Source organism: Acinetobacter higginsii, from assembly GCF_000369525.1.
GTDB lineage: Bacteria > Pseudomonadota > Gammaproteobacteria > Pseudomonadales > Moraxellaceae > Acinetobacter > Acinetobacter higginsii.
On sequence record NZ_KB850071.1, the window covers coordinates 447,225 to 471,843 of the forward strand.

Below are 24,619 nucleotides of genomic sequence, written 5' to 3' on the forward strand. Positions count from 1 at the left end.
TTTATTTAACAAAGTCACCCTGTTCATTTAACTTCAGTTTTAAATCTTTCTCATTTTCTTTATATAAAATCTCATAGTGTGGATTAATAACAATATTTTTAGATGCATCCAAAGTGATGCGTTTAACCGAACCAGATTTATTCACAGAAGTCAGATTTATTTCTAGGTGTCCACTTTCACTTGAAAAAGGCGATGCGATTAACAAGACACCTGCTGTTGTTTTGGGAAAAACGACTGAATCAACATAGCTTGGGTTAATAAACTTATAAACTTTAATCAGACTCGTGCTATCGATTAAATTGATTGGACCACAATTCAGTCTTTGTGCCGACAAAATACAGTTGAGATGTGCATTTGAGTTGTAAGGAAGCGAAGTGATCGGGAAACCATCATCATTTTTTAACTTAGTCGAGATTGATGAGGCTTTTTCTGTTTGATTTATAGAGTTAAATTCGCTGATCTTTTCTAAAGTATTCATGCATGAGGAAAGTAAGAGACTCAAACTTGCCAAGCCGAAAGTATATGCATATTTTTTATAAGAAGATGGCATGATAAATTCCTTTAAAATTAACCACAACGACCATAATATTCACTGAATTTAATCTTTTTCTTGGTTAAGCAATTTACCTGCTTAGGTACAAAATCATCAGGTATTTCAGCTTTAGGATAAAGTAGATAATCATCTTGAATTAAAACAGGTTCCTTATTCTTTTCTGTTTTAAAAGTTGAATACCTATGTCCGACTTCTGAACGATCTGCACAGGTACGATATTCCAAGGTAAAATTAGTTTTACTAACAGCAATATTATCAAATGAGCTATAAATACATCCATTATAAGAGTTATCAAAAATTTGTTTGTTTTCATACATTAGTGATTTATCTATGCCACTCAAAATACGTATGGACGACAGCTGGTCTTTTTTTCCTAAAATTTCAATTAAATCAACAACACCATCACGATTAACATCCATTCTGTAAGATTGTAAAACCATTGCTTTCGCATTCAAAGAACCATTTTCTGAAGAATATGTCGACGCTGCCGTAAAACCTAGAACGATACTGATTAACAACCCTTTGATCAAAAAACTAATTTTCATTTTTCCCTCCAAAATAGAACAGTTTTATCATAATAGACTCAAGAAAAATGGGCTTAGTCTCGCAAAATGTAAAATTAGATTCAGGAAAACTCTGTAAAATTAAAATAATAATTGAGTTATGCTATCTTGAGTTTTCCCCATAATTTTATTTAACTTTACCTCACTATTTTTTTGAAAAAATTTCTCTCGTTTAAATTAAAGATATAACATTCATTCTCAACATTTATATTATTATCATGATATGAAAATGTTGTACCTAACAAACAAATTTGATTGTTGCTTTGACTAAACTTAACAATAGGTGGCTCTGATGCAATCTCTTCGAATTTATCATCAACAAAATAACCTACAGATTGCTCTAATGGATATACTTTTTGCGTTCTAGGATCCAATACAATAAAGTATTTAACTTTTCTAGGTACACCCTTTCCTATATCTCTTTCCTTATCAATTACTAAAGCAATTTTATTCTGAGCAAAGTTTACTTTTTTGCTTAATGCATCCTTATAAAGTTTTAAAAAATTATCTGAACAAAAATCAATGTAACCTTGTTCAAATTCACACTTAACGACATGCTCTCGTGTAATTGCATCAATATCAAAATTTTGATTATTTTCTTTAGAAAAGCAAGAATTTGAAAGGACTAAACCAATAGTCAATATCATTACTATTTTCAAAAAACTCATTTAAAACTTCCTATTAGTCTAAACCAACCACTTTCCATCTTTTATTTTTAGAATCATATCCCCCAACTCAATTAGGGCATATCAAATCAACGTTAAATTATTATTATTTCAAATTTATTTTTAATAATTTTCCATTTTTATCTTTATAAGTTATTACTCCAGATTTATCAATTGAGTAATAGTCACCTATCTTCTCTACATTAAGTACAGGTTTTATTTTTATTAAATAAAATTCAGAGCTAGAATCCTCATCTGTTTCCATATATTTCTCAGCAATAGAATAAAAACTATCTTTAATTTCAGGAAGGAATCTAAATGTATCTGCATTTAATGAATATATCTTAGGATTATCAAATATATTCAAAAAATCAGGAGATATTTTCTTTAACTCAGATAAAGAATATGCTCGATTATTAGACCTTTCAAGCTGCTCACATTTTTTAATTGCGTTTTTCTCGGCACATTTAGAGAAATAATCCGAAGAAATTGGTAATTTCACTTTATTTATCAAATTATTATAACCATGATTATCATATTTCTTTACTTCACTCTCCAACTCAACTCTGGATTTAAAATCAAAACTCCCATTATGATATTCATAGCAAGTTTTCACTGAGGTATAAGAGTTTCGATACTGATTAAAATTTCCGCTTAGGCAAAATAAATTATTATCTAATGAAAATTCTATAGGTTTAATATTTGATATCACACTTAATGATGCTGGAAATGTATAAACCTTTTTACCTTCCATATCTATGATTGCAAAATATAAATCGTTTCTTTCCTTAAAACTCATTAAAAACTTATTTTTATCAAAATTTGATTTTTTACTTTTTATAATATTATTATAATTTATTAATTTCTCATTGGTACAAAAATCAACCTCATCATAATCAACAGAACAGCCTTTGACATCGATTTTATGAATATACTTTACTGCAGGTGATTTTACTTGGATAGAGTCTTGCAAATAATCACTCCATGAAGAATTTTCTTTTGCATAACAACCGTTAAATGAAATAGTAAAAATGACTATCACGCTTAAAAAAAACAATTTATTCATAACATTAATTTCAAAAAATGATATTCAAAAAAGAAGTAATTACGAACATCCTTCTTGATATTTCAATTTATCAAGTGTCCCATATGTAACCTCAGCCACCTTATTCTCAACAATATAAAATTTAACACCATTATTATTATCAAATTGGTGTTGCAAATAGTATGTATTGTCATCATATACACTTTTTACTAAACTTAAGTCTTTAACCTTAGATTTTAGATCTAGAACAGAGAGTCCCATAAATTCAGACTTTTGATATGAAGCAGTTGAAATCTTATTATCAAAGACTAAATAATCAATGTTTTCATCTTTAGTTTCTGCATATAAACAATTATCAATAATTTCCGTATCATCTATTTGCTTTACAAGACCTTCTTTTTCCAACTTAGTGTAATCTTGGCCGATATTCATATTTTTAAATTCGGACAACAAATTATTTAATGAAAGGTTACGATCTGCTATCTTAGCTTCTTCTTTGATATTACATGCAGCTAAAACAAAGCATAGCGGTAAATAAAAATTTTTATTCATTATTAGAAAACTCATTCCTTATAAAATATAAAAACTCAATCCTCATAGCAATTTATATGATCTTTAGAAAATAATCCAATGGAGTCAACCTTCTCATCTTTACTAGCAGAATAAATATAATAATATTCAGAATCCTGTGAAACCAACTTGTATTCGTAATAAGAACCACCTTCTTGATTATCTATTTTATTCACCTTATTAATCGACTTTAATTCCAATAATTTTTTTAAATCTTGCCCAACACTTATTCCATTTTCATCTACAACCTTTGGGTTAGTTGTATTTATAGCCGTTACAAAACCTTTATTACTAACATCTAAGTTCGTCTCATTATTATCAATAATAATGTTTTTTGCATTTTCACAACCTGGTATACTACTAATATCTTTATAGTTCTGAACTATAATATCATCTTTATATTTTTTTAAAACATCTTCTAAATTACCTCCTATAGAAATTCCATTCAATTTATTAAAATTCAAACTATCTTTAGCTACAGTATGAACTTCATTTTTTGCACAACCAACTAACAATATTAGTGATAGGAATAAACTAGCCTTTTTCAAAATCAAATATCCTCCATATAAGCCGAAAGCCCTTGCATATGCAAGTGATTATTATGTCTTGGTTTTTTACTTTTTAACTGAAAGCACTTTGGAAAAATATAGTTACTTTTCACTCCCGCAGTTACATTAGTAAAATATTCACTTATCATTAATTTAGAACGCCCCCATCCAAAGCTTATGAAATTATTTATAAGCTCTAAACTTCGTTGATGATCATAAACTTCATCTTGCAGAATAACAGGTTCAGCTTTCTTATCTTTCCTCAAATATCTTATATCTCCAGCTTCTCCATTGATATGCGAAGAACTTTCTCCTGGTGATCCGTTAGACGTGCTAAAACCATTAAAGGAAATATCATCATAACCAGACTTACATAAACCGCCAAGAAATGCGGCCATCTCGACACCACCTAAATAGTATCTTTGTTGCTGGGAATTCATTAACATTTTATATCCAACGTTTCCATTACGATATGATGAAAAAGACCTAACATCAACCAAGAAAATATTTCCATTACCATGAACATCTTTTTTATCCCATCTTTTAGCAACTACATATCTAGATTTCCCTAAATTATGAGTCTTACCATTTTGGTCATAATAAATGAACTCAGCAAAACCAGTTGCAGCTTTATTCTCTCTTTTGATTTTTCCATCATGATAAATATGATATCGAGTCGTATCACTTGTTGGCGGTGATTGATTACTTACCGTTGTTAATGGCTTTCCTCCACTTTCAGTATACGTATTATTTTGCTTCGTTTGATTCTTCTGATCTGCCTCAGTTTTTGCTTTTTCTGCTTCTTCTTTTGCTTTCTTTTCCTGAACATCTTTCTGCTGCTGTTGTCTTTTTATATCTTCAGCCTGTTTACGTTTTGCATCTGCAACTTCATATAATTTCGATGCCTGAACGGCACTACCATTTACGGTAAAGGGTTTCGTTGGGCTTGATTTTTCAACACGACTTAAAACTAAACTTTTTCCTTTTATACCAAAACCAAAAACAAAACCCGTTAACATTCGTACATTTATTATACCGCGATTATTTGTTCTTTTCGGTATTTCCCGACCTCGGTAAAAGAGACTAAACAATGTGTTTGGAACAGGTTTGCCGTCTTGAGTTACTGAAATATTAAAAGGATGTACAGGAAGCTTCACTTTGACTGTTGTATTTTTTAATGCCGTAGTTACTTGAAAATGATGAATGACCTGTTTCTGCCCATCACCTTCTACTGAAACCTCAACATCTTGTCCTTCCTCCGCAATAATACCTTGCTTGATCCCATGACTATCAGCTGTATGTTTTTTAATATTGCCTTTGTAGGTAAGAAAAAAATTCATATTAGAAATTGCCTTACCAGAATCCCCTTCGACTATTTCAATATTAAAGGTTACATCTTTAGATGCAGGAGTTGCCTCTGCCTCTTGAGAAGTCGAAGATTGTCCCTGTTCATTTCTTACTTCTTGAGGTGTTTTATTAACCTGAGGTCTTGGTTGAGGTGCACTATCTGTCGCTAAAGTTGCAGAATGGCTTGTAACTTTAAAATCACTTAAAGTTGCTTTTTGTTTTTCATTTGCTTTTTGAATAATACTATTCGACTCTTTTCCATCAGCAACTATTTTTATTTCTGTGTTTGGGTTTCTAACAATAACAGGAAGATTACCATTCTCATCACTCTTAACCTTAACTCTTGTTTCTCCTGAAATATATTTACCATTATTTTTAGAAACAATTGTTACTTCTTTATTTTTTAACTCTAAACCTGCACTATCTTTTAGAGTAATATAAATTTTTCTTTTGCAACAGCTTTCTAAATCAAAACCACCAAACATTGATAAGTATGAAGAAATATGTGTTCCATTACCATCAGATACAGCTGATTTTTTCTTAAATACAGGTGAACCAAGAAAAGTTGCTAGTCCTCCTTCACCCATTAAATGAGCACTAGCTATTGCTCCCGATTCAGTTACCTCGACCCCGTTAATAATTTTCCCATAATATTGATTGAAGTTTAATACCTGCATACGTTTACATAAATAATTAATCCAATCACTAACCGCCATTAATTGTAATTCAGGCTTTGTAAGAAAATCATTGAAAGAATGAATTCCATTTTTACCTGACCATTCCCCTTTCCAGTCATTTTTATCAAAAGTTGCTCTAATCGTATCTATTCTTTGCTTTTCTTTCTCTGGATTTAGCTTTCTAAAATCTACACCTAGATCTCCTAAATAGTATCCAGTTTCAAATAAGGCAGACTCTCCCATTTGAAAAAAACCACGATATCCTCCTGAGCTTTTTTTAGCTGCTGCTATTATATTCGATTTGTGGTTCAAGCTTAGCTTCAAATCAGCACTTGATTCTTTATAACTAACAGCTTGTATAAATCCATTTCTATTTAATTCAAAATCTTGTATTGATCCATCTTGAAACTGTATAGTCTTTTTCATTATTTAAACCTATCATTAATCTTATATTTAGAAATATTACTAATAGACGTTTCTTTGAATAAATATCCATTTAGAGCAGATACAATATTTGCATCCTCCCCAACCTTACTACAAGATAAATTCACATCTACGAAATCTTCTTTTCTAAAACCACCTTTAATTTTGTTTCGATCTATTTCTCTTGAATATGCGAATGAATTAATATCATTATAAATCATGATAAGATCAGTTTTATTATTTTTCATTTCCGCCCAATAAATATAATAATTTTTCTTTTTATACTGGACATGGTTACATGTTCCTGTAGATGTCCAATTTTTATCTTTTAAATCAAAGCCAATTTTTTTTGCTATTTTTTTGTTTTCTTTACTAAAGTTATCTTCCCATATATCAGGGCACTGAACATCTTCTAATACAATCACTTGTACTGCTGGCTCGCTCCAATATTTCATACATTCTTTAGCACTTTCTGCATGTAAATTTATACTATTTAGTAAAATACATGCACCTATCATTATCTTTACAGTGTTCATTATTAAATTAATCCTTAAGTCCAAAACTTTCAAAATCTGCTTTTAAATCTGTATCATCAATATGTTCATCACTATCGTGCTCATGGTTATGATCATCATCGCCACCGCAACAAGCCTCATCTGAACCATGACCTTGCCCTTCCGATATCACTTCTTCAACCAGTTGTAGCTTATCTGAACTGTCATCATTCTTACCGAGTAAAAGAATTTCGACGCTATCTGGGTTATCACTAAAAATCCGACCCGTCCTTGCAAACTGATCAAGAAAACCGATGTATTCTGTTTTCTTAGCGTGATTAATAACTTTATATTTAAATCCATCTTTCAATAAATCAGCATTAACCAACTCGCTAAAATCGAATCGGCGGCTAAAGATTCCACTTTCTGGCATTTTAGGCAGTTCAGCATTTACGGTAGCGCCACTCACAAACAAATGCTGACCAGCCTTACTCTCAAACTTACCACCTGTGGTTGAAAACACCCCGTTGGCATTGATCTTCAACTGAGAACCACCCGCTGTTAGTACAATCTCTTTAGGACTGGTGATTTCAATCTTATCTTCGGTAGAAATCAGTTTAATCACCTTCTTGGCAATCGCTTCAATCGCATCATCCTGCGCCTGCAACTCCAATTTCCCTTTTGCTGCATACGCCCTAAAGCCCTTCTGTGCAGCAAACAAACTGATCTTATCCTGTGCATGCCCAATAATATTCTTCTGTGCGCTCAAGTTAATTGAGCCACTGGCACTCTCGGCAATATCCTGAGAGGCCTGCAAAATAATATTTTCAGGCGTGGTTAATGCAATCCCATTCGGCGATGCCAACAACATCAGCGCCTGTCTGAAAATCTTGCCTTGCTCTTGCTGTTTGGCATTCGAACTGCTTTCCAAACCTTGGGTATAGCCCTCCATAAAGCCCTGTAAGGAGCTCAATGCTTTGGACGGGGTAACTTCTAACTTGCTGCCTTTACTAAAAGTGCCGCAAGTACTCATCAGCTCAAAATCTTTAATATCGACATTGGCCAAAACATTGCCGACTTCTTTAATACTTTCAAACGGGTTTTGCTGAATCCGATCTTTAATACTGGCAAGCTTGCCTTTGACAATATCAGCGCCATGCTCTTCAACGTTTTCAATGAACTCTTTCAGATTTTCAACCGCATCTTTGGCATCACTAAAGAATGCATTAAACTCATCTACCGCACCTTTGGCATTGCCGCCAAGGGCACCAATATCCTCAATAAAACCACCACAATCCTTCAAAGCATGGATCGGATCATTACTCAGCCCTTCTTTAAATAAATTTAAAGTGCTATCCAGTGCTTGACCTGTGGTTTTAAGTTCCAATGACTGAATAAACTTCGGTAGACGGTTTATCACATTTAGCGCATCAGTCTGTTGCTTCGCAGCCACTTCACTGAGCATTTTCATATTGTCATAGCCCTGTGACAGCAAAGATTGTGCCTGGGTAGCTTCCAAATGATCAGCAATCGCCTGTTCTTGAGCATAGGTACTGATCAGCATGCCCTTACCTGCCCGCACAGCGCCCCAAGCATCCGTTCTGAGCTCGAAGCCCTCTCCACGACCGTTGCTGGTCTCCTGCACTTTTGGATGGCTTAAATTGCCTAAATTCAACTGTGTTGCGGCATGGCTACTTTGCAACTGGGTACTGATTTGCCCTGTCGTATCATCAAAACGTAATTGGTTAAAACCACTCCCATTCACTTCCTGACTGCGAATACCACTGAGTTTTTTAGTGTCTGGGAGTTGTCCTTTGACATCAAACTTGGTCGGAGAACGCTGTGCTTCATGGATTCGCCCTGTCACAAAAGGACGGTCGATATTGCCATCAAAGAAGTCAATGACCACCACCTCACCGATACGCGGCAAGAAGCGTGCACCATAGCCTTCCCCCGCCCAAGGCGTCAGGACATCGACCCATGCGGAGTCGGTGTCATTGTCATTGCTGCCCGCACCACCATCATGTCCATGATCATCGCTACGGGTAAACAGAAAACGTACCTTGATCCGTCCCCACTCATCCACATAGATGGTTTCCCCTTCAGGCCCCACTACTTTGGCGCGTTGCGGATAGGCAATCGGACGATGCGATTCTGGATCATATTCAGGGGTGATTTTGATCTGACGGCGAATTAAGGTCAGCTCATTGCCTTGGCGCTCGATGTCGTCATAGCCTCGTTGATCCCAGCGGCTCTGGCTGAGCAGTTGACTGACCTGTTGCTGCAGATCTTTCGGTAAATTATTTTGATTATAGAAATTCTTGGCAATAATCAGGAACTCCTGATCGGCCCCTTCATGTTGATCAATTTCAGGATGTTCCCTGAGATTAAACCAATATCCGACTTGGCTATCACGCACGGTACTATAAGCCTTAAAATATTTGGCTTGACTGGCGTACATGTCATTGAATTGCTGATTCAGCTTTTCTAACTGACTGCCGCCTGAAGCCGTGGCTTGGTCTTCACCCTTTAAGTCCTGCATCCAAGCTGGGCTTATATGCCATGCCTGCTCAAGGCTTAAACTGGCAGAATCAAAACTGTCCGAATGGTTATGGCTGGTGACCACTGAACCTGCACCTTCTTCTTGTGCCAAGGCATCAGGCTGCCAACGTTGCAGATGCACCGCAGTCGGCTGCAAACTACGCACCGCCACGAAACTGGTCATACTGTCTTGGAATTCAGTAGCACTGCTGCGGTGATAGCGAATACTGCGTCGAGCTAAAGCTTGATATTGACTATTATCATCAATCAATCTCAGCTTCTGCGCTTTGACAGGCGTACTTGAATACGGCACAAAAAGTTCAGCTTCATCAATCAGCCAGTTTATGCCTTCACTGCGCCATAGGCGTGTAAGAAAAGAATAGTCGGATTCATTATGGCCCATTACAAAGGGGCGTATATCATAATTCTGGCTTAAGCCACTCAGATCCAGACTCAAACTTGCCGCAAATAATGGACTTCTTTGCTGCCATTCTTTGAACAAAACTTCGGTGATTTCCACAATAGTTTTATTCATAAAAACACGGCTATTACGGCGCTTATGCCATAAATGGGTTGCATCGTGTACAGTCAGCTTATACAGCGTTAATGCACCATCACTCTGTCCATAACTGGCCTCGGTCACAATCCCCGTGGTGCGAAATAGTTGCCCTGAATCAGTAACCTGATCAACAGCAACCTGAGTCCCAATAAATTGTTTGAGAGGAATCTGGGCATTGGTCGAAAGACAAATCAGCTCTGCTTCCAAACCCACATTGAGTTGATGCTGGGCTTGTATGCGTTGTAAAAAAACTTGATTATTCAGTAGATTATTAGAAAATTGTACGTGGATGGCACGTTTCTGTGCATTTAGCCCTATTTTTTCTAATACATTAAATATATTAAAAAGCATTTTTTATAATCAGATCGTACGGGGAATCGGCTGAACTTTATAAAAAACAGACCTGACTGTCTACAAAAAAACGACCATTTTTAGTAAAAATTTACACTTTTTTTTACTAAGTGACAAAAATAAACCCGAAACATGCATTCATATTTCGGGTTTTAAAAGGATTTAGAACAACGATTCGTTTATTTTTGTGTAACGCGATAGTTTCTAAATAATTGCCATAAGCAGATCAATAAAATCAAACTGAAATAAACCAGAGACCAAACGGGTAGCGATTGACCGAGGAAAGTCCAATCTATCGCAGCGCATTCACCTGAACCCGAAAGCACTTCTTGCAGTACGGTTTTCATCGGCAAGGCATCCACCAGATAGTTTAAGCCAGGTCCACAGCTCGGTACTTTATCGGGTGGTAAACTTTGCAACCAAACATGACGAGCCGCAACACCCACCGACCAACCAATGGATAAAGTCGCCAAGAAGGCATAAAAACGTTTAAATCCGTTTGAAACTGGATTATGGATAAATGCCACAAGTGCAATTAAACCCATCCCAATTAAGCCAAGGCGTTGGAAAATACAGAGTGGACAAGGATCCAAACCTTGCACATGTTCTAAATACAACGCAAATGAGATACCAATAATGCTGGTCAGTACCAGTAATGCACTGACTAAGCGGTAATTCCATCGCATGGGAAGTCCTCTAAAATTTTAACGATATTGTGCAAGATATTGTTCAAAACTCATGTCGTTATCTTGTTCAAGTTGCGCCTGTTTTTGCAACGAAGTTTGCGCCAATTGTTCAAAATATTGTTTGCGTTCTTCACTGAGTGGATGCTGGTCATAATGATCAACATGTTGCTGTGCCATGACACTACCAAAATTCCATGTGCCACCATGTTGCAAGGTATCTGCAATGACGTGCGCCGAAGGTGTGTTTTCAACATGGTCTAGGCGTTGTTGCATCACTTGAATGGCATCACGATACAGCTGAGTACCATCCATTTGGTCTAAAACCTTGGCACAAGCTTGAATTGCATTTAAATGTGTTTGTGCCCAGTCTTTTAAAGCAATCGACTGGTCTCCCGCTTCGATCTTGGCATCTGCTGCACGACCACGATTGACCACTTCAGTTTGGTTCCGATCAATCTGTTCTTGTTCTTCAGCAAAGAGATCTGGACTGTCTTTGAGTAAGCAGTACAAGGCTAAACTCTCAAGGAAGCCTGCCGAAATTTCATCAATCCCAATCGCGCTATACGGATTCACATCCACTGCCCGTAATTCGACATAACCAACGCCACGATTTTTTAAGGCTTGTGACGGTGTTTCACCTGCTTGTGGTACCTGTTTCGGACGTACCAGACTGTAATATTCATTTTCAATCTGTAGCACATGATCATTAATCTGAATTGGCTCGCCCTGTTCATCATTTAAACCGAGCTGAGTGAATTCTGGATATGGGGTATGCACAGCTTTTTGTAAGCCATCGAGATAATCATGCAGGTCGTTATAATGAATTCCTAACTCTTTTTGCGCTGAGTTTTGATAGCCCAAACGCCCCATCCGCAATGCAGTCGCTTCAGGTAAATATAAAGTGCCTTTGACTAGTGGTTGTAAATGATGCTGACGACCTGTCAAAAAGCAACGACAGACCGATGGACTTGCGCCTAGCATATACATCACCAAAGGAATCAAGCGAATAAAATTACGGATCAAGCCAAAATAACGGTGACTACGATAATCTTGTAAGCTGAGCTGTTTTAACTCTGGATTGCTTTCATGCTGCTGTAAAACAGCAAACAGTTGTTCAGGAAAAGATAAATTATAATGAACCCCTGAAATGGTCTGCATACGGCGACCATAACGTACGCCTAAACCACGACGGTATAAGGTTTTAAAGCGGCCAATATTGGAACTCCCATATTGCGCCAGTTTAATATTTTCTTCGTTATCATCCAGCATACATGGCATCGATAAAGGCCAGAGTTTCTCACCCTCTTCAAGCTGCTGATGTACGACGCTATGGATATCACTCAACTCATTTAAAGCGGCAGCAATAGTCGTTTGTGGCGTGGTAATAAACTCCATCAATGCTTCTGAATAATCGGTGGTGATATGCGGATGTGTGAGTGCTGAACCTAAAGCAATTGGGTGATTTTGTTGTGATAAGAATCCATTGCTTTGCATGCGTAGGCTTTCACGTTCGATCCCACGTAACATCCCCTTTAATAGCGAGGCATCTACCCAAGTTGGTATCACAGAGGAAGTAAGGCTGGGTTGATTCATATTCTATGCTCGCTTATTCAAGATCAGCCGACCACATGCATGGTAGCGACGTCGTCGATTCTACAGACATGCTGTGCATGCCAATCCCTTCGACTCAGCCAATTATAACGACAATTACAATCTAGTCATCTGATTTAGTTTGGCAATTTTTATCACAATCTTGTTACATAAGACACGCAAAAATTGTGATTTTATTGAAAAATAAATCTTCCAATGGATACTCGACCATGCAAGCGCAAGACATTCTTAATTTTTGGTTTGACCCTGATCATCGTGCACTTTGGTTTGCCAAAAGTGATGATTTTGATGCAAAAATTCGTGCGTCCTTTGCAGAGATTCATCAACAAGCTGCTCAGGCAGAGCTGTGGTCATGGCGCCAAACACCCGAAGGTCGTTTGGCTGAAATTATTATCCTCGATCAGTTCTCACGAAATTTATACCGAGATCAGGCTCAAGCCTTTGCCTACGATAGCTTGGCTTTAACCCTGTCACAAGAAGCGATTAGCTTGCAATTGGATGCACAACTCAGTCCCGAGCAACGTTCCTTTCTTTATATGCCATTTATGCATAGCGAATCCAAACTCATCCATGAATTTGCCCTAAAATTGTTTCAACGCTTAGGCAATGAAATTAATTTAAACTTTGAGAAAAAGCATAAAGTGATCATTGATCGTTTTGGTCGTTATCCACATCGCAATGCAATTTTAGGCCGTAACTCAAGCGCTGAAGAACTGGAATTTTTAACTCAACCGAATAGTAGTTTTTAAGTCGATCTCCCTCGACACTGAATAAAGGAATGGCATATGAAAGCTTTATTAATATGCACCCCGCTCCTTGTCGCACTGACATTTGCAGGATGTGCAACGGTTCCCTCCAAACCCAGAACCTTTGATCAACTCGGACAATTCACCGCTTATCCGTTAAATAACAAAACTTACCGCGTTGGTTTCCAAGCGGATAATAATTTGAGTTATGGTACGGCTGAGGAAATTACCTTGCTCAAAGCAGCGCAAACCACGGTCAAAAATGGTTTCCGCTATTTTAGTGTGGTGGACGATCCAAGTAATGCCCGTCATAAAGCCCCCCGTCAGGCGGTAATTTATCCGACACCATCTTATTATCCTTATGGTTATTATCGTCGTCATCCTGCCTTTTGGCCGGATCCATTCTACGATACCCCACAAGTGGTCAATATTGATCCGATTCAAGTGTCGTATACTATCGAGTGCTTTAAGACACAGCAGCAATCACCAGATGCCTTTGATGCACAACTGATTTTGCAATCCCTAGGGCCTAAATATGGCTTGAGTCCATCAGGAGATGTGTTGCAGCCGCCTGCACCACCTTAAAACAAGAAATGAAATTAAAAGGATGACTCAATGAGTTCAGTCGAAGAAATCCACGTCCCAAGCTTACAACGAAGTAAATACTTCGCCACCATGGCACTGATTATTGCAGTGGTGTCATGGGTCGCTTTAATGGTCGCGGCACATTTCCTGCCTGAATATAAATGGCTCATCCATATTTTCATGCTCGGTGCAGAAGCAGGTGTGGTTGGTGGCTTAGCCGATTGGTATGCAGTCACCGTCTTATTCCGCAACCCTTTCGGCAGAATGCCCTTACCCAAACTGTTGCGTGATCACACTGAAATTATTCCACGCAATAAAGCGCGTATTGCCGAATCAATGGGACGTTTTGTACAGGAAAATTTCTTGTCACCACAAATTGTGGAACGTAGTCTACAAAATGCCGATATCAGTTTGGCGGTGGGTCAATGGTTGGCCAGTCCAAAGAACAACCAGCAGGTGGTGCAGATGATTCAGCACACCGTGCCGAGAATCTTTGAGTTTGTCAGCCAGGATCAGATTGCACACTTTGTCCAAAATAACAGTGTGCAATGGGTCAGAAGTACCAAGGTCAATAAATTGGCCAGTGAAATGCTACGTGCGGTACTGGAAAATGATTTCCATCAAGATGTGTTGCAGCGTGGACTGGATCTGGCACATGAATGGATGGTGTCTCATCCTGAAGAAGCACGTGATTTATCACGTAAATTATTCCAAGAACTCGGTGTTTGGAAACTGGCTAAAGGTGCAAGCTGGATCGGCATTGATGTACAGCAACGCACCATTGATTCACTCATTGAAAAAGTTGAATCAATGCTGGCCAATCCTGATCATCCTTGGCGTCAAGATATTGAAGCCACCACGCATAATTTAATGCTGGAACTGGCAGAACCTGACAGTGAAGCCAGCCAACGCTTAAATCGTGGCAAAGATGCCCTGCTCGATAGCCCACAAGTGCTGAACTTTATCAGTGGTGCTGTGGCAATATTATGTGATGCGATTAAAACCGATTTAATGCAGGAAGATTCAGGCATTGCTACCAATTTACAAGCCGCCATTCAACAGTTGGGTGAGAGCCTGATTCAGAATGAAAAAGTCCGTCAGGTACTGAATGAAAAAATGGTCGGTTTAGCCACCAACTTCAGTGAGCAATATAGTGACAAGATCATTCGTTATATCAGTGAGCGCATCCATGAGTGGGATTCTCGTGAAATGATTGCCAAAATTGAAAGTGAAGTTGGCGGTGATTTACATATGATCCGCGTCAACGGTGTCATTGTCGGTGCGTTTATTGGTTTAGCACTCGGTGTGATTCGTGCCATTGTTGAAAATGTTTTGTAATATAGCGTCAATATTGACTACAAAAACCTGTCATCAATAAGATACGCGAGAAAGGTCATTCGCAACCTGCGTGATTTCAATTAAGTGCTGTTTCTGCGATGTAATAAAACCAATGCAAGAAGTGAACAGGTTTTGCGAATGACAATGCTTTTGGTTACTTTGGGCGAAACCAAAGTAACTCCAGCTGAAGGCTTATCCTGAAATTAGATAAGCTCTCGGTAAGACACCGTCAAAATACATAATCCATTAAAATTCTATTAGGCCATTTCAATCATGTTGCAACTTCAGTCAAAACTCCCAAGCCAAGGCGTCACCATTTTTAGTGTCATGACTGAACTCGCACACCGCCTGAATGCCTTGAACCTGTCCCAAGGTTTCCCCGATTTTCCTGCGCCACCTGCATTGCTCGAAGCACTGAGCCAAGCGACACTTTCAGGCTATAACCAATACCCTGCGGGTGACGGCGTACTGGCTTTAAGACAACAACTGGCGACACAATTCTTGGCACGTGATCAGTTGCAACTCGATCCAGTCACTGAAATCACCATCACCCCTGGCGCAACCATTGCAATTTTCTGTGCCATTCAAGCCTGTATCCATGCAGGCGATGAAGTGATTATTTTCGATCCAAGCTATGATAGCTATGCCCCTGCGGTTCAATTAGCAGGTGGAAAATCAGTACATATCCATTTAGATGCACCCAGCTTTCAGGTGAATTGGCAAAAGGTCAAAGACAGTATCAATGCCAATACCCGCATGATCATTGTCAACACCCCACACAATCCAACAGGGGCAATTTGGTCAGAACAGGATTGGCGTCAGTTAATTGATTTGATTCAAGATAAAAATATCGTGGTGCTCTCCGATGAAGTCTATGAACATCTGATTTTTGATGGGCACAAACACCATAGCGCACTGCAATTCCCAGAATTACGTGAACGCAGTTTCGTAATTGGTTCTTTCGGCAAAACCTATCATGTCACAGGCTGGAAAACCGGCTATTGTGTTGCTGCACCACAACTCATGCGTCTATTCCGCCAGATTTATCAATTTGCCAATTTCTGTGGCACCACCCCATGCCAGATTGCACTGGCCAACTATATGCAACAACACCCTGAACATATTCAGGAATTGCCTAGCTTTTATCAGGCGAAACGTGACTTGTTCAATGCCCAAATTCAAGATTCACGTTTCGACTTCATTCCATCTCAAGGCACCTATTTTCAAAATCTGGATTACAGCACTATTCGCCCTGATCTTAATGATATTGAGATGTGCCAATTCCTTGCAGAGCAACATAAAATTGTGGCCATTCCAATTTCGGTGTTCTATCAACAAGCACCAGCCTCATTACGTCTGATTCGTTTCTGTTTTGCCAAAACAGATCAAACACTACAACGCGCAGGTGAAATCCTCGTACAATGTTGATCAACAAAAAGAAACTGAACCCTCATCTTCAACACAATTGATCATGTTATGTTGAAAAAAATACAATCGTTTCAGGATGAAGCGTGAAGGAAATTGAATGACACCACGCCAACCCTTGGTCATGCAACCGAATCTCTGGAAAACCTTTTTTGTGTTTCTGGTACCGCTGATTGCCACCAATATTTTACAAAACCTGTCGGGAACCATTAATACCATCTTTGTCGGGCAAATGATGGGAGTCAATGCAATTGCCGCTGTATCTGTATTCTTCCCCATCCTGTTCTTTTTACTGGCTTTTGTGATCGGGATTTCCGCAGGTTCCACAGTGCTGATTGGGCAGGCATGGGGTGCACAGAATCTAGAAAAAGTCCGTTCCGTGATTGGCTCCACCGTATTTATGACCTTGATCGGCGGCAGCATTATTGCGGTCTTGGGCCTGATCTTCGCCAAACATATTTTGGAGTTGCTGGGTACTGATCCTAAAGTGATGCACCTGTCCTTGCCGTATGTGCAATGGATGTTGGTGGGCAGCCCCTTACTGTTCGTCTATATTATTTATACCTCGATCTTGCGTGGGGTCGGTGATAGTGTGACACCACTGATTGCACTGAGCCTCACTAGCTTGATTGGTTTGGGCGTAACCCCCGTTTTACTGAAAGGTTATTTTGGTTTCCCAGCTTTAGGTATTGTTGCCCCTGCGATTGCAACCATTATCGGTTATGCCGCGGTGCTGATTTTTTTAGCAATTTATCTAAATTATAAAAACCATCCACTGAAAATTGATGGTCTATTGCTGCAACATATTCGCCATGATGCTGAGCTGAGTAAATTAATTTTAAAACTCGGTATTCCAACAGGGATTCAAATGGTCACCACTTCCTTAGCTGGTTTGGTGATTATTGGCTTGATTAACCATTATGGTGCACATGCCACTGCTGCCTACGGCGCAGTCAATCAGGTACTGAACTACATCCAATTTCCAGCCTTGTCGATTTCAATTGCCGCTTCGATTTTTGCTGCACAAGCGATTGGTGCAGGTAAACCTGATTTATTGGCCAAAGTCACCCGTACCGCTTTGGGTATGAATTTCTTATTTACCGGTAGTTTGATTGCTCTGGCTTATTTGTTCTCAAAATATCTAATGGCGCTGTTTATTACCGATCACAGCGTAATTGAGCTGGGTCAACAACTGTTATTTATTGTGTTGTGGTCGATTCTATTCTTTGGTGCCAGCGCCATTTTTGCATCGATTATGCGTGCCAGTGGTGCGGTCAATATCCCAATGCTCATCAATATTTTCACAATTGTTCTGATCGAAGTGCCATGCGCGTATTGGTTTAGTTCATTGTGGGGCTTAACAGGCATTTGGATTGCCTATGCACTGTCCTTTGTTTGTCTATGTCTATTCCAAGCCTTTTATTATCAATTCTTTTGGAAAAAGACCAAGATTAAAGTGCTGATCTAAAATCACATTCTGATGCAAATAAAAAAGCCATTCACAGCGAATGGCTTTTTTCATGCTGACAACTTACATCATCTTGGTTGCAAGCGCTGCAATACGTTGATAACCCGTCGGGAATAAACGTTGGAACGAATCCACAATACGCGCATCGGTCCCAATCAATAAACGGCGTTTATCTTTCAATACTGCATTTAAAATTTGACGTGCAGCTTCTTCTGGTGGGGTGCGCAGGAACTTGTCAAATTGCTTGATTGATTTGTTCGGGTCCATGCCCAAGCTCTTCAAACTGTCATTCATTTTCGCTGCTTTGGCGATATTGGTACGAATCCCGCCTGGGTGTACGCAGAGTGAGCTGACTCCGCCCTTCTCAATATCTAATTCTTGGCGCAGTGATTCAGTAAAACCGCGCACCGCAAATTTGGTTGCGTTATACGCGGATTGGGTTGGTTGCGAGGTTAAACCAAAAATACTAGAGATGTTGATGATGTGACCATCTTTGGTTTGTTTGATGAATGGCAGAAATTCTTTGGTGCCATAGACCACACCCCAGAAATTGATTCCAACAATCCATTCTAAATCTTCATAGCTCGCACCTTCGACGGTTGAGCCAAGTGCTACGCCTGCGTTATTGAAGATCAAATTGACTGAGCCATGATCCTGTACAGTCTCTTGCGCCCACTGCTTCACCGCATCGCGGTTTGAAACATCGAGTACTTTTGTGGTCACTGTCACTGGGTACTGCTTCACTAATTCAACAGTTTGCGTCAGGCCTTTTTCATTGATATCACTCAATGACAAATGGCAACCTTGTTTCGCCAATAAAACTGCCAATTGTTGTCCAATCCCAGAACCTGCACCGGTGATCGCTGCGACTTTATTTTTAAAATTTTTCATTGCCTATCCTTTGTACTGCGAATGATACGCACATATTCGCTCAGACCATGTGCTGTTTAACCTGTAACCAATATAATTTTGACAATACGTGTTGTCAATATAGTACACTCTAGCTTTAAGACAAATGGCAATAACCAACATCCTACATGTCATAATAGGCCTATTTACATTTCATGACTGATCATGCTTAAAAGAGACAAGGCATATTTTCAAAATTTGGTTATGCTAGTCAGTACAACATGTTGAAATGCAAATATTAGACACACGATTTAAAGACTTTTTAGGGAACGGTTTTCTCAATGGCAACTCAAGATCAAGCGACAAGCAAGAAAAAAAATACAGAAGCGAAAGAACGACAATTTAAAGGTCTGTCTTTAACCGAGCGCAAAGAAGCCCGTCGTGAAAAATTGATTGAAGCAGGTATTGCAACCTACGGCACACAAGGCTTTTTCTCGGTGACCGTCAAAGATGTCTGTAATGAAGCCAAGCTGACTGAACGCTATTTTTATGAATCTTTTAAGAAAAGCGAAGAACTATTTCAAACCGTGTTCTTAAAAATGATTGAAAAAATGCAAACCTGCTTGACCCAAGCTGTTTTAATGGCTGCGCCAGAACCTAAGAATATGGTGAATGCTGGCCTCTCTGCATTACTGAATGCTATTAAAGATGATCCACGTATGGCACGAATTATTTATATTGATGCCATGCTGGTGCAAGATCTGCATAATCAAGCCACCATTCAAGAAACACTGACCCAGTTCGATCGTATCATTCAAGGCTTTGTGATGATCACCATGCCCAATGCCCCACAAAGTGCTGAAGAAGTCTCGCTCATGGCAACGGGCTTAAATGGTTATGTTACGCATATTATTATTCGCTGGGTCTCAGAAGGCTTCAAACAGCCTCTAGAAGATGTTTTGTCAGCCTGCTGTGCTGTCTTTTTGTCTTTTATCGAAACCACCTCGCAAAAAAATTAAAATCATTTTACAGTTTTGTGACACGCAAAGCTGTTAAACTACACTTGAGTTAAGCAAATGAATTTATTTGCTTTATTGCTAAGCAGATTGTCATAAATCCGTCACCATGCTGCCCTACGATTGTCACAATTTATTGCTAAATTCGACTTTATTAATTCTTTTGCAATGATATTGTCATAATTAATCTTTGTAATAAGCCTGTCATAACAACAAAACGGTTAAACCGTTACAGATTTTAAGGGTATTGCGCTGTGAAAGATGACTATATTTTAATTGTCGATGATGAGCTACCGATCCGCGAAATGATCCATACCTCTTTAGATATGGCAGGCTTCCAATGTTTACAAGCAGAGGATGCCAAACAAGCGCATCAGATTATCGTTGATCAGCGTCCTGCGCTTATTTTGCTGGATTGGATGCTACCGGGTGGTGTGAGTGGTGTAGATTTATGCCGCCGCCTCAAACGCGATGAAAACTTGGCCGAGATTCCAGTAATTATGCTGACCGCACGTGGTGAAGAAGACCATAAAGTACAAGGTCTTGATGCGGGTGCAGACGATTACATGACCAAGCCATTTTCAACCCGTGAACTGGTGTCTCGTATCAAAGCGGTATTACGTCGTGCCAATGCCTTGAGCGGTGAGAAAGTGATTGATGCCAATGGCTTATTACTTGATCCTGTCAGCCAGCGCGTGAGTTTCGGCAACAGTATTTTAGAGATGGGTCCAACTGAATATCGTTTATTGGCCTTCTTTATGACGCATCCTGAGCGTGCCTATACGCGCGCTCAACTCCTAGATCAAGTCTGGGGTGGTAATGTCTATATCGAAGACCGTACCATTGATGTGCATATTCGTCGTTTACGCAAAGTGTTAGAGCCTTTTGGTGTCGACCGTTTTGTACAAACCGTTCGTGGCACAGGTTATCGCTTCTCGACACGAGCAGATTTAGCAGTAGGTTAAAAATCCTTTATGTATGAACCTTACCCCGTCCCTGAACTGGCACGTGAACACCAACGTTTTCGCTATAGCAGTTTATGGACCTTTGCAAAGCAAGATTTAAGACTGTTACTTTTTTTCTTATTGATTGCGAGCTTAGTCGGATTCGGGGTGGGTTACTTCTGGAGCTGTATTTTTGTCGCCTTTGTGCTGTTTTTCATGCTACAGCTCCGCTCGCTTTATCTGGTCAATGAATGGATTTCCAACCGCCCTTATGATGTCCCTCCAAATCTGAACGGGATTTGGGGCGCGTTGCTGTTCAATGTCTACCGTGCGCAACGTCAAGAACGCATTGTTCAAGCCGAAATGGTGGGTTTGATTGATCGCGCGCAATCTTCTTTGGTGGCATTGGCCGAAGCCGTGGTCTTAATTGATGATCAACATCAAATCGAATGGTGGAACCCTGCTGCTGAAAAACTGTTAGGCATTAGTCCCTTAGATCGTGGCCGCAACTTATTGTCGATTCTGCGCCAACCCAGTTTTATTGAATATTTTAACCACAGTGATCAATCTCCTGATGGCATCCGTCTGCAAGCGCAGATGGATGAAGATCGTTATGTGCAAGTCAAACTGACCCGTTTCGGTGGCGAAAGTCGTCTATTGGTCGCTTATGACACCACGCGAGTACACAACCTCGAGCAAATGCGTAAAGACTTTGTCGATAATATTTCACATGAATTACGTACACCGCTGACCGTACTCAGTGGTTATATCGAAACCTTTATTGATCAAGATGACATTACCCCACGCTGGAAACGAGCTTTCACACAAATGCAGTCACAAACCAAGCGTATGAATGCTTTGGTTAATGATTTATTGTTGCTATCTAATTTAGAAAATAATAAAAAAGTCGCGAAAAATCAGATTATTGATATGGCCAATCTGATGAATCAAATCTTTGATGATGCCCGCGCCTACAATCTCGATTATGGTCATACCTTGAATCTGGATATTGATAGCCATTGCGACCTGATTGGTTCCGATATCGAAATTGCCAGTGCATTCAGCAACTTGATTACCAATGCGATTAAATACACGCCTGCGGGCGGCATCATCACCATTGGCTGGCATGAAGATGGTGATCATGCCTACTTTACCGTACAGGACAATGGGATCGGGATTAACCCAAAACATTTGCCGCGTCTAACAGAGCGTTTCTACCGTGTTGATAGCGCACGTAGCCGTCAAACAGGTGGGACAGGATTAGGGCTTGCAATTGTGAAACACGTGCTAATGCAACACGGTGCGCACTTGGAAATTAGCTCTAAAGAAAATGAAGGCTCAACCTTTACCGCAGTGTTCCCGAAAGAACGCTTATACCGCATGATTTAAACCTAAAGGGAACTGCCAAGTTCCCTTAAATATGATGTGATCATTCCACTAAAATAATATAATAAATTGTTGTTTCATTTCATTATTTCTATTCTTTGATGCCATCCTCATGCTAAATACTTCTTTTCTTCGCACTTGTGTTCTATTACTTGGGCTCAATACGCCTTTGGCGATTCACGCTGCTCCGACAGATCCACTAATTGGTACGTGGAAAGTCGTGGATGAGCGTACGGGCTCGTACCTGTCTGATATCGTCATTCGCAGACATTCTGCGACCGAACAATACAGTGCGGTGATTGTCAAAATGTATCCTTCTGCCAAGGAGGCTGCACCGACCTTATGTACAGCATGTACAGGTACTTTAAAAAATCAGCAGATTATCGGCATGGAAGTGCTAACCGGTCTAAAGATGTTGAGTCAAAATGAGGAATTTGGACAAGGCGTTTGGCTCAATCCTTATGATGGCCAAAAATATAACCTGAATGCTCGTTTAAGCAAAACAGGCAAAATGCTGAGTATCAATGCGAAAAACCCAAACAATAATAGTTTCCGTAATATGACCTGGATTCGACTTTAATGATTTAAATTCAGCCACGGAAATAATTTATATTTCACATAAAAAAGAGTGCAATTTATGCACTCTTTTTTATGAATTTAACCATAAAACTGTCAATTAAGAGCTGGTTTTGGCATTCAGTGCTGCTGGCTCAACCAAATGGCTAGGTAAACCAAAAATATGATCAAAAAAGTAATTATAAACAAAGGTATAACATGGAATCAGCACCATCAAACTAAAATCGAGCAGGAACGCTTTAACTAAACTGATCTGCATCCACCAGGCAATCAGGGGAATCAAAATCATCACCAAGACAATTTGAAAGCCAATGGCATGTGCCACACGTCTGAGTACCGTACGTTTTTTTGATGTCTGCTTCTTTTCCCACATCTCAAATACATAGTTATAAAAGAAATTGACTGTCACTGCGATCACAGCAATCAAGATCGACAAAGGTCCAGTATGGCTGAAGGTTGTGCCTGAAAGCACCACCAACACCATCGCACAGATAAAAAAGCTCAAAACTTCATAGAAAAATACGTAAGTGACTCTTCTCTTGGTTCCTTGCATGACTACACCTTAAAATCAATAATGAGTGGATTTTACGCCTTAAATTTGATAAAAAAAGTCAATCGTCATCAGATTTACTGACAAGGAAATTGCCATGAAGCTCAGTCGCGAGCAGCTTGAACTGATTCTTGAAATTATTGATCGTGGTAATTTTTCCGCAGCGGCACGTGCGTTAAATCGAGTCCCTTCAGCAGTCAGCATGGCGATTGCCAATCTTGAAGCAGAGTTGAATTTAAAATTATTTGAACGTAGTAAAAATCATCTTGCCCCCACCGAAGTCGCGCTTTCAATCGAACCGCATGCCCGACTGATTGTGACCAAATTAGGTCAGCTCGACCTGCATTTGACCGAACTTTCAACGGGATTAGAAACCAGTCTTTGCATTGGCATCGCTGCAGATGTGAATCAAAAGTTTTTATTGGCAGGGATTGAACAGCTGATTCAACGCTATCCCTTGTTAAATATTGAAATAGTCAGTGCACCACAACAAGAGCTCAAAACACGGCTACACAATAACGAAATTGATCTCTATATCGCTTATAGCTCATCACAACTCGATAACAATGAGCGTTTCCGCTTACTGGGTATGGAACAATTCGTTGCTGCGGTTTCACCGAAAGATGCACAACAGCTCAAAGCACATAATAAGAATGAACTCACCATGTTATCTGAACTCAGACAGATTATTGTTGCAAGCAAAAATTACCCTCTACCTGACAGTCGGGTTTTGGTCTCGGACTCTTATTGGTATAGCGACAATTTATCCATGGCCATTGATATGGTGGAACAAGGCCTGGGTTGGGGTAATTTTCCGCTTTCCGTAGTGCAAACACATTTTGCCAAACAAAGTCTGGTGCGCTTAGCCTTTCTCGATACCACCAATGGGCTGGATATGCCGATTCATGCCATTTGGCCAGCTTATAAACCACTGAGCAAATCCATGCAGCTTTTGATTGAGCTGTGGGAAAAACAAATCCATCGCGCATAAAAAAAGCCCAACATCCAAGTCGGGCTTTTTCGTATTCCTTTCACTAGATATAACTCCTGTCATATCTCACGTCCTGATGCGCAAACTTATCATTCTTGTTTTATGTTTTGGA

23 protein-coding genes are annotated in these 24,619 nt (G+C 39.3%); 10 read left to right on the forward strand and 13 right to left on the reverse strand.

What is annotated here, in order from left to right; translation table 11 throughout:
- Position 1: 1 nt before the first annotated feature.
- From F902_RS05300 to gshA, 11 genes are all read right to left on the reverse strand, one after another.
- The gene (locus F902_RS05300; RefSeq protein ID WP_005201624.1) at positions 2 to 550 is read right to left on the reverse strand and encodes a hypothetical protein; all 549 of its coding nucleotides are present in this window, start codon (positions 548 to 550) and stop codon (positions 2 to 4) included.
- Positions 551 to 567: 17 nt separating this feature from the next.
- Positions 568 to 1,098, reverse strand: coding sequence for a hypothetical protein (locus F902_RS05305; protein ID WP_005201625.1), 531 nt, complete (start codon positions 1,096 to 1,098; stop codon positions 568 to 570).
- 155 nt (positions 1,099 to 1,253) lie between these two features.
- The gene (locus tag F902_RS05310) at positions 1,254 to 1,784 is read right to left on the reverse strand and encodes a hypothetical protein (RefSeq protein WP_005201627.1); all 531 of its coding nucleotides are present in this window, start codon (positions 1,782 to 1,784) and stop codon (positions 1,254 to 1,256) included.
- Positions 1,785 to 1,887: 103 nt separating this feature from the next.
- Positions 1,888 to 2,847: a hypothetical protein gene (locus F902_RS05315; RefSeq protein ID WP_005201628.1), complete on the reverse strand. Its 960-nt coding sequence runs from the start codon at positions 2,845 to 2,847 to the stop codon at positions 1,888 to 1,890.
- A 39-nt stretch (positions 2,848 to 2,886) separates the two neighbouring features.
- On the reverse strand, positions 2,887 to 3,378 hold the full coding sequence (locus F902_RS05320) for a hypothetical protein (RefSeq protein WP_005201629.1): 492 nt from the start codon (positions 3,376 to 3,378) through the stop codon (positions 2,887 to 2,889).
- 35 nt (positions 3,379 to 3,413) lie between these two features.
- The gene (locus tag F902_RS05325; protein WP_026057521.1) at positions 3,414 to 3,944 is read right to left on the reverse strand and encodes a hypothetical protein; all 531 of its coding nucleotides are present in this window, start codon (positions 3,942 to 3,944) and stop codon (positions 3,414 to 3,416) included.
- 2 nt (positions 3,945 to 3,946) lie between these two features.
- On the reverse strand, positions 3,947 to 6,394 hold the full coding sequence (locus F902_RS05330) for a hypothetical protein (RefSeq protein ID WP_005201644.1): 2,448 nt from the start codon (positions 6,392 to 6,394) through the stop codon (positions 3,947 to 3,949).
- A complete protein-coding gene (locus tag F902_RS05335) occupies positions 6,394 to 6,927 on the reverse strand; it encodes a hypothetical protein (RefSeq protein ID WP_005201646.1) in 534 nt (177 codons plus the stop codon). Before F902_RS05335 ends, F902_RS05330 begins: the two co-directional genes overlap by 1 nt.
- Positions 6,928 to 6,934: 7 nt before the next feature.
- Positions 6,935 to 10,336 (reverse strand): type VI secretion system Vgr family protein, encoded by a 3,402-nt coding sequence (locus tag F902_RS05340; protein ID WP_005201648.1) that lies wholly within the window; start codon positions 10,334 to 10,336, stop codon positions 6,935 to 6,937.
- 179 nt (positions 10,337 to 10,515) lie between these two features.
- Complete coding sequence (locus F902_RS05345) at positions 10,516 to 11,022, reverse strand: disulfide bond formation protein B (protein WP_004803521.1); 507 nt, start codon at positions 11,020 to 11,022, stop codon at positions 10,516 to 10,518.
- Positions 11,023 to 11,040: 18 nt separating this feature from the next.
- Entirely contained in the window at positions 11,041 to 12,615 is a 1,575-nt protein-coding gene (gene gshA / locus F902_RS05350; protein ID WP_005201649.1) for a glutamate--cysteine ligase, read from the reverse strand.
- A 227-nt stretch (positions 12,616 to 12,842) separates the two neighbouring features.
- Here gshA and F902_RS05355 point away from each other — a divergent pair, with 227 nt between their 5' ends.
- From F902_RS05355 to F902_RS05375, 5 genes are all read left to right on the forward strand, one after another.
- The gene (locus F902_RS05355) at positions 12,843 to 13,382 is read left to right on the forward strand and encodes a DUF924 family protein (RefSeq protein WP_005201650.1); all 540 of its coding nucleotides are present in this window, start codon (positions 12,843 to 12,845) and stop codon (positions 13,380 to 13,382) included.
- A gap of 36 nt (positions 13,383 to 13,418) precedes the next feature.
- The gene (locus tag F902_RS05360) at positions 13,419 to 13,964 is read left to right on the forward strand and encodes a CC0125/CC1285 family lipoprotein (protein WP_005201651.1); all 546 of its coding nucleotides are present in this window, start codon (positions 13,419 to 13,421) and stop codon (positions 13,962 to 13,964) included.
- A gap of 30 nt (positions 13,965 to 13,994) precedes the next feature.
- On the forward strand, positions 13,995 to 15,302 hold the full coding sequence (locus F902_RS05365; RefSeq protein ID WP_005201653.1) for a DUF445 domain-containing protein: 1,308 nt from the start codon (positions 13,995 to 13,997) through the stop codon (positions 15,300 to 15,302).
- Between the two features lie 273 nt (positions 15,303 to 15,575).
- Complete coding sequence (locus tag F902_RS05370; RefSeq protein WP_004803511.1) at positions 15,576 to 16,730, forward strand: pyridoxal phosphate-dependent aminotransferase; 1,155 nt, start codon at positions 15,576 to 15,578, stop codon at positions 16,728 to 16,730.
- Positions 16,731 to 16,827: 97 nt separating this feature from the next.
- Complete coding sequence (locus F902_RS05375) at positions 16,828 to 18,195, forward strand: MATE family efflux transporter (RefSeq protein WP_004803509.1); 1,368 nt, start codon at positions 16,828 to 16,830, stop codon at positions 18,193 to 18,195.
- A gap of 63 nt (positions 18,196 to 18,258) precedes the next feature.
- Here F902_RS05375 and F902_RS05380 read toward each other — a convergent pair whose 3' ends face one another.
- Positions 18,259 to 19,086, reverse strand: coding sequence for an SDR family NAD(P)-dependent oxidoreductase (locus tag F902_RS05380; RefSeq protein WP_004657060.1), 828 nt, complete (start codon positions 19,084 to 19,086; stop codon positions 18,259 to 18,261).
- 299 nt (positions 19,087 to 19,385) lie between these two features.
- Between F902_RS05380 and F902_RS05385 the strand changes: the two genes are divergently transcribed.
- From F902_RS05385 to F902_RS05400, 4 genes are all read left to right on the forward strand, one after another.
- On the forward strand, positions 19,386 to 20,063 hold the full coding sequence (locus F902_RS05385) for a TetR/AcrR family transcriptional regulator (RefSeq protein ID WP_005186013.1): 678 nt from the start codon (positions 19,386 to 19,388) through the stop codon (positions 20,061 to 20,063).
- A 251-nt stretch (positions 20,064 to 20,314) separates the two neighbouring features.
- Entirely contained in the window at positions 20,315 to 21,025 is a 711-nt protein-coding gene (gene phoB, locus F902_RS05390) for a phosphate regulon transcriptional regulator PhoB (protein WP_004803505.1), read from the forward strand.
- A 9-nt stretch (positions 21,026 to 21,034) separates the two neighbouring features.
- Entirely contained in the window at positions 21,035 to 22,393 is a 1,359-nt protein-coding gene (phoR, locus tag F902_RS05395; protein ID WP_005201654.1) for a phosphate regulon sensor histidine kinase PhoR, read from the forward strand.
- 109 nt (positions 22,394 to 22,502) lie between these two features.
- Positions 22,503 to 22,970, forward strand: a complete 468-nt coding sequence (locus F902_RS05400) for a DUF2147 domain-containing protein (RefSeq protein ID WP_004803501.1) — start codon at positions 22,503 to 22,505, stop codon at positions 22,968 to 22,970.
- Positions 22,971 to 23,066: 96 nt separating this feature from the next.
- On the opposite strand, the gene F902_RS05405 is transcribed toward F902_RS05400, so the two are convergent.
- The gene (locus F902_RS05405; RefSeq protein ID WP_005201655.1) at positions 23,067 to 23,519 is read right to left on the reverse strand and encodes a PACE efflux transporter; all 453 of its coding nucleotides are present in this window, start codon (positions 23,517 to 23,519) and stop codon (positions 23,067 to 23,069) included.
- A 94-nt stretch (positions 23,520 to 23,613) separates the two neighbouring features.
- On the opposite strand from F902_RS05405, the gene F902_RS05410 reads away from it, so the two are divergent.
- Entirely contained in the window at positions 23,614 to 24,507 is an 894-nt protein-coding gene (locus tag F902_RS05410; protein ID WP_005201656.1) for a LysR family transcriptional regulator, read from the forward strand.
- Positions 24,508 to 24,619 lie beyond the last annotated feature (112 nt).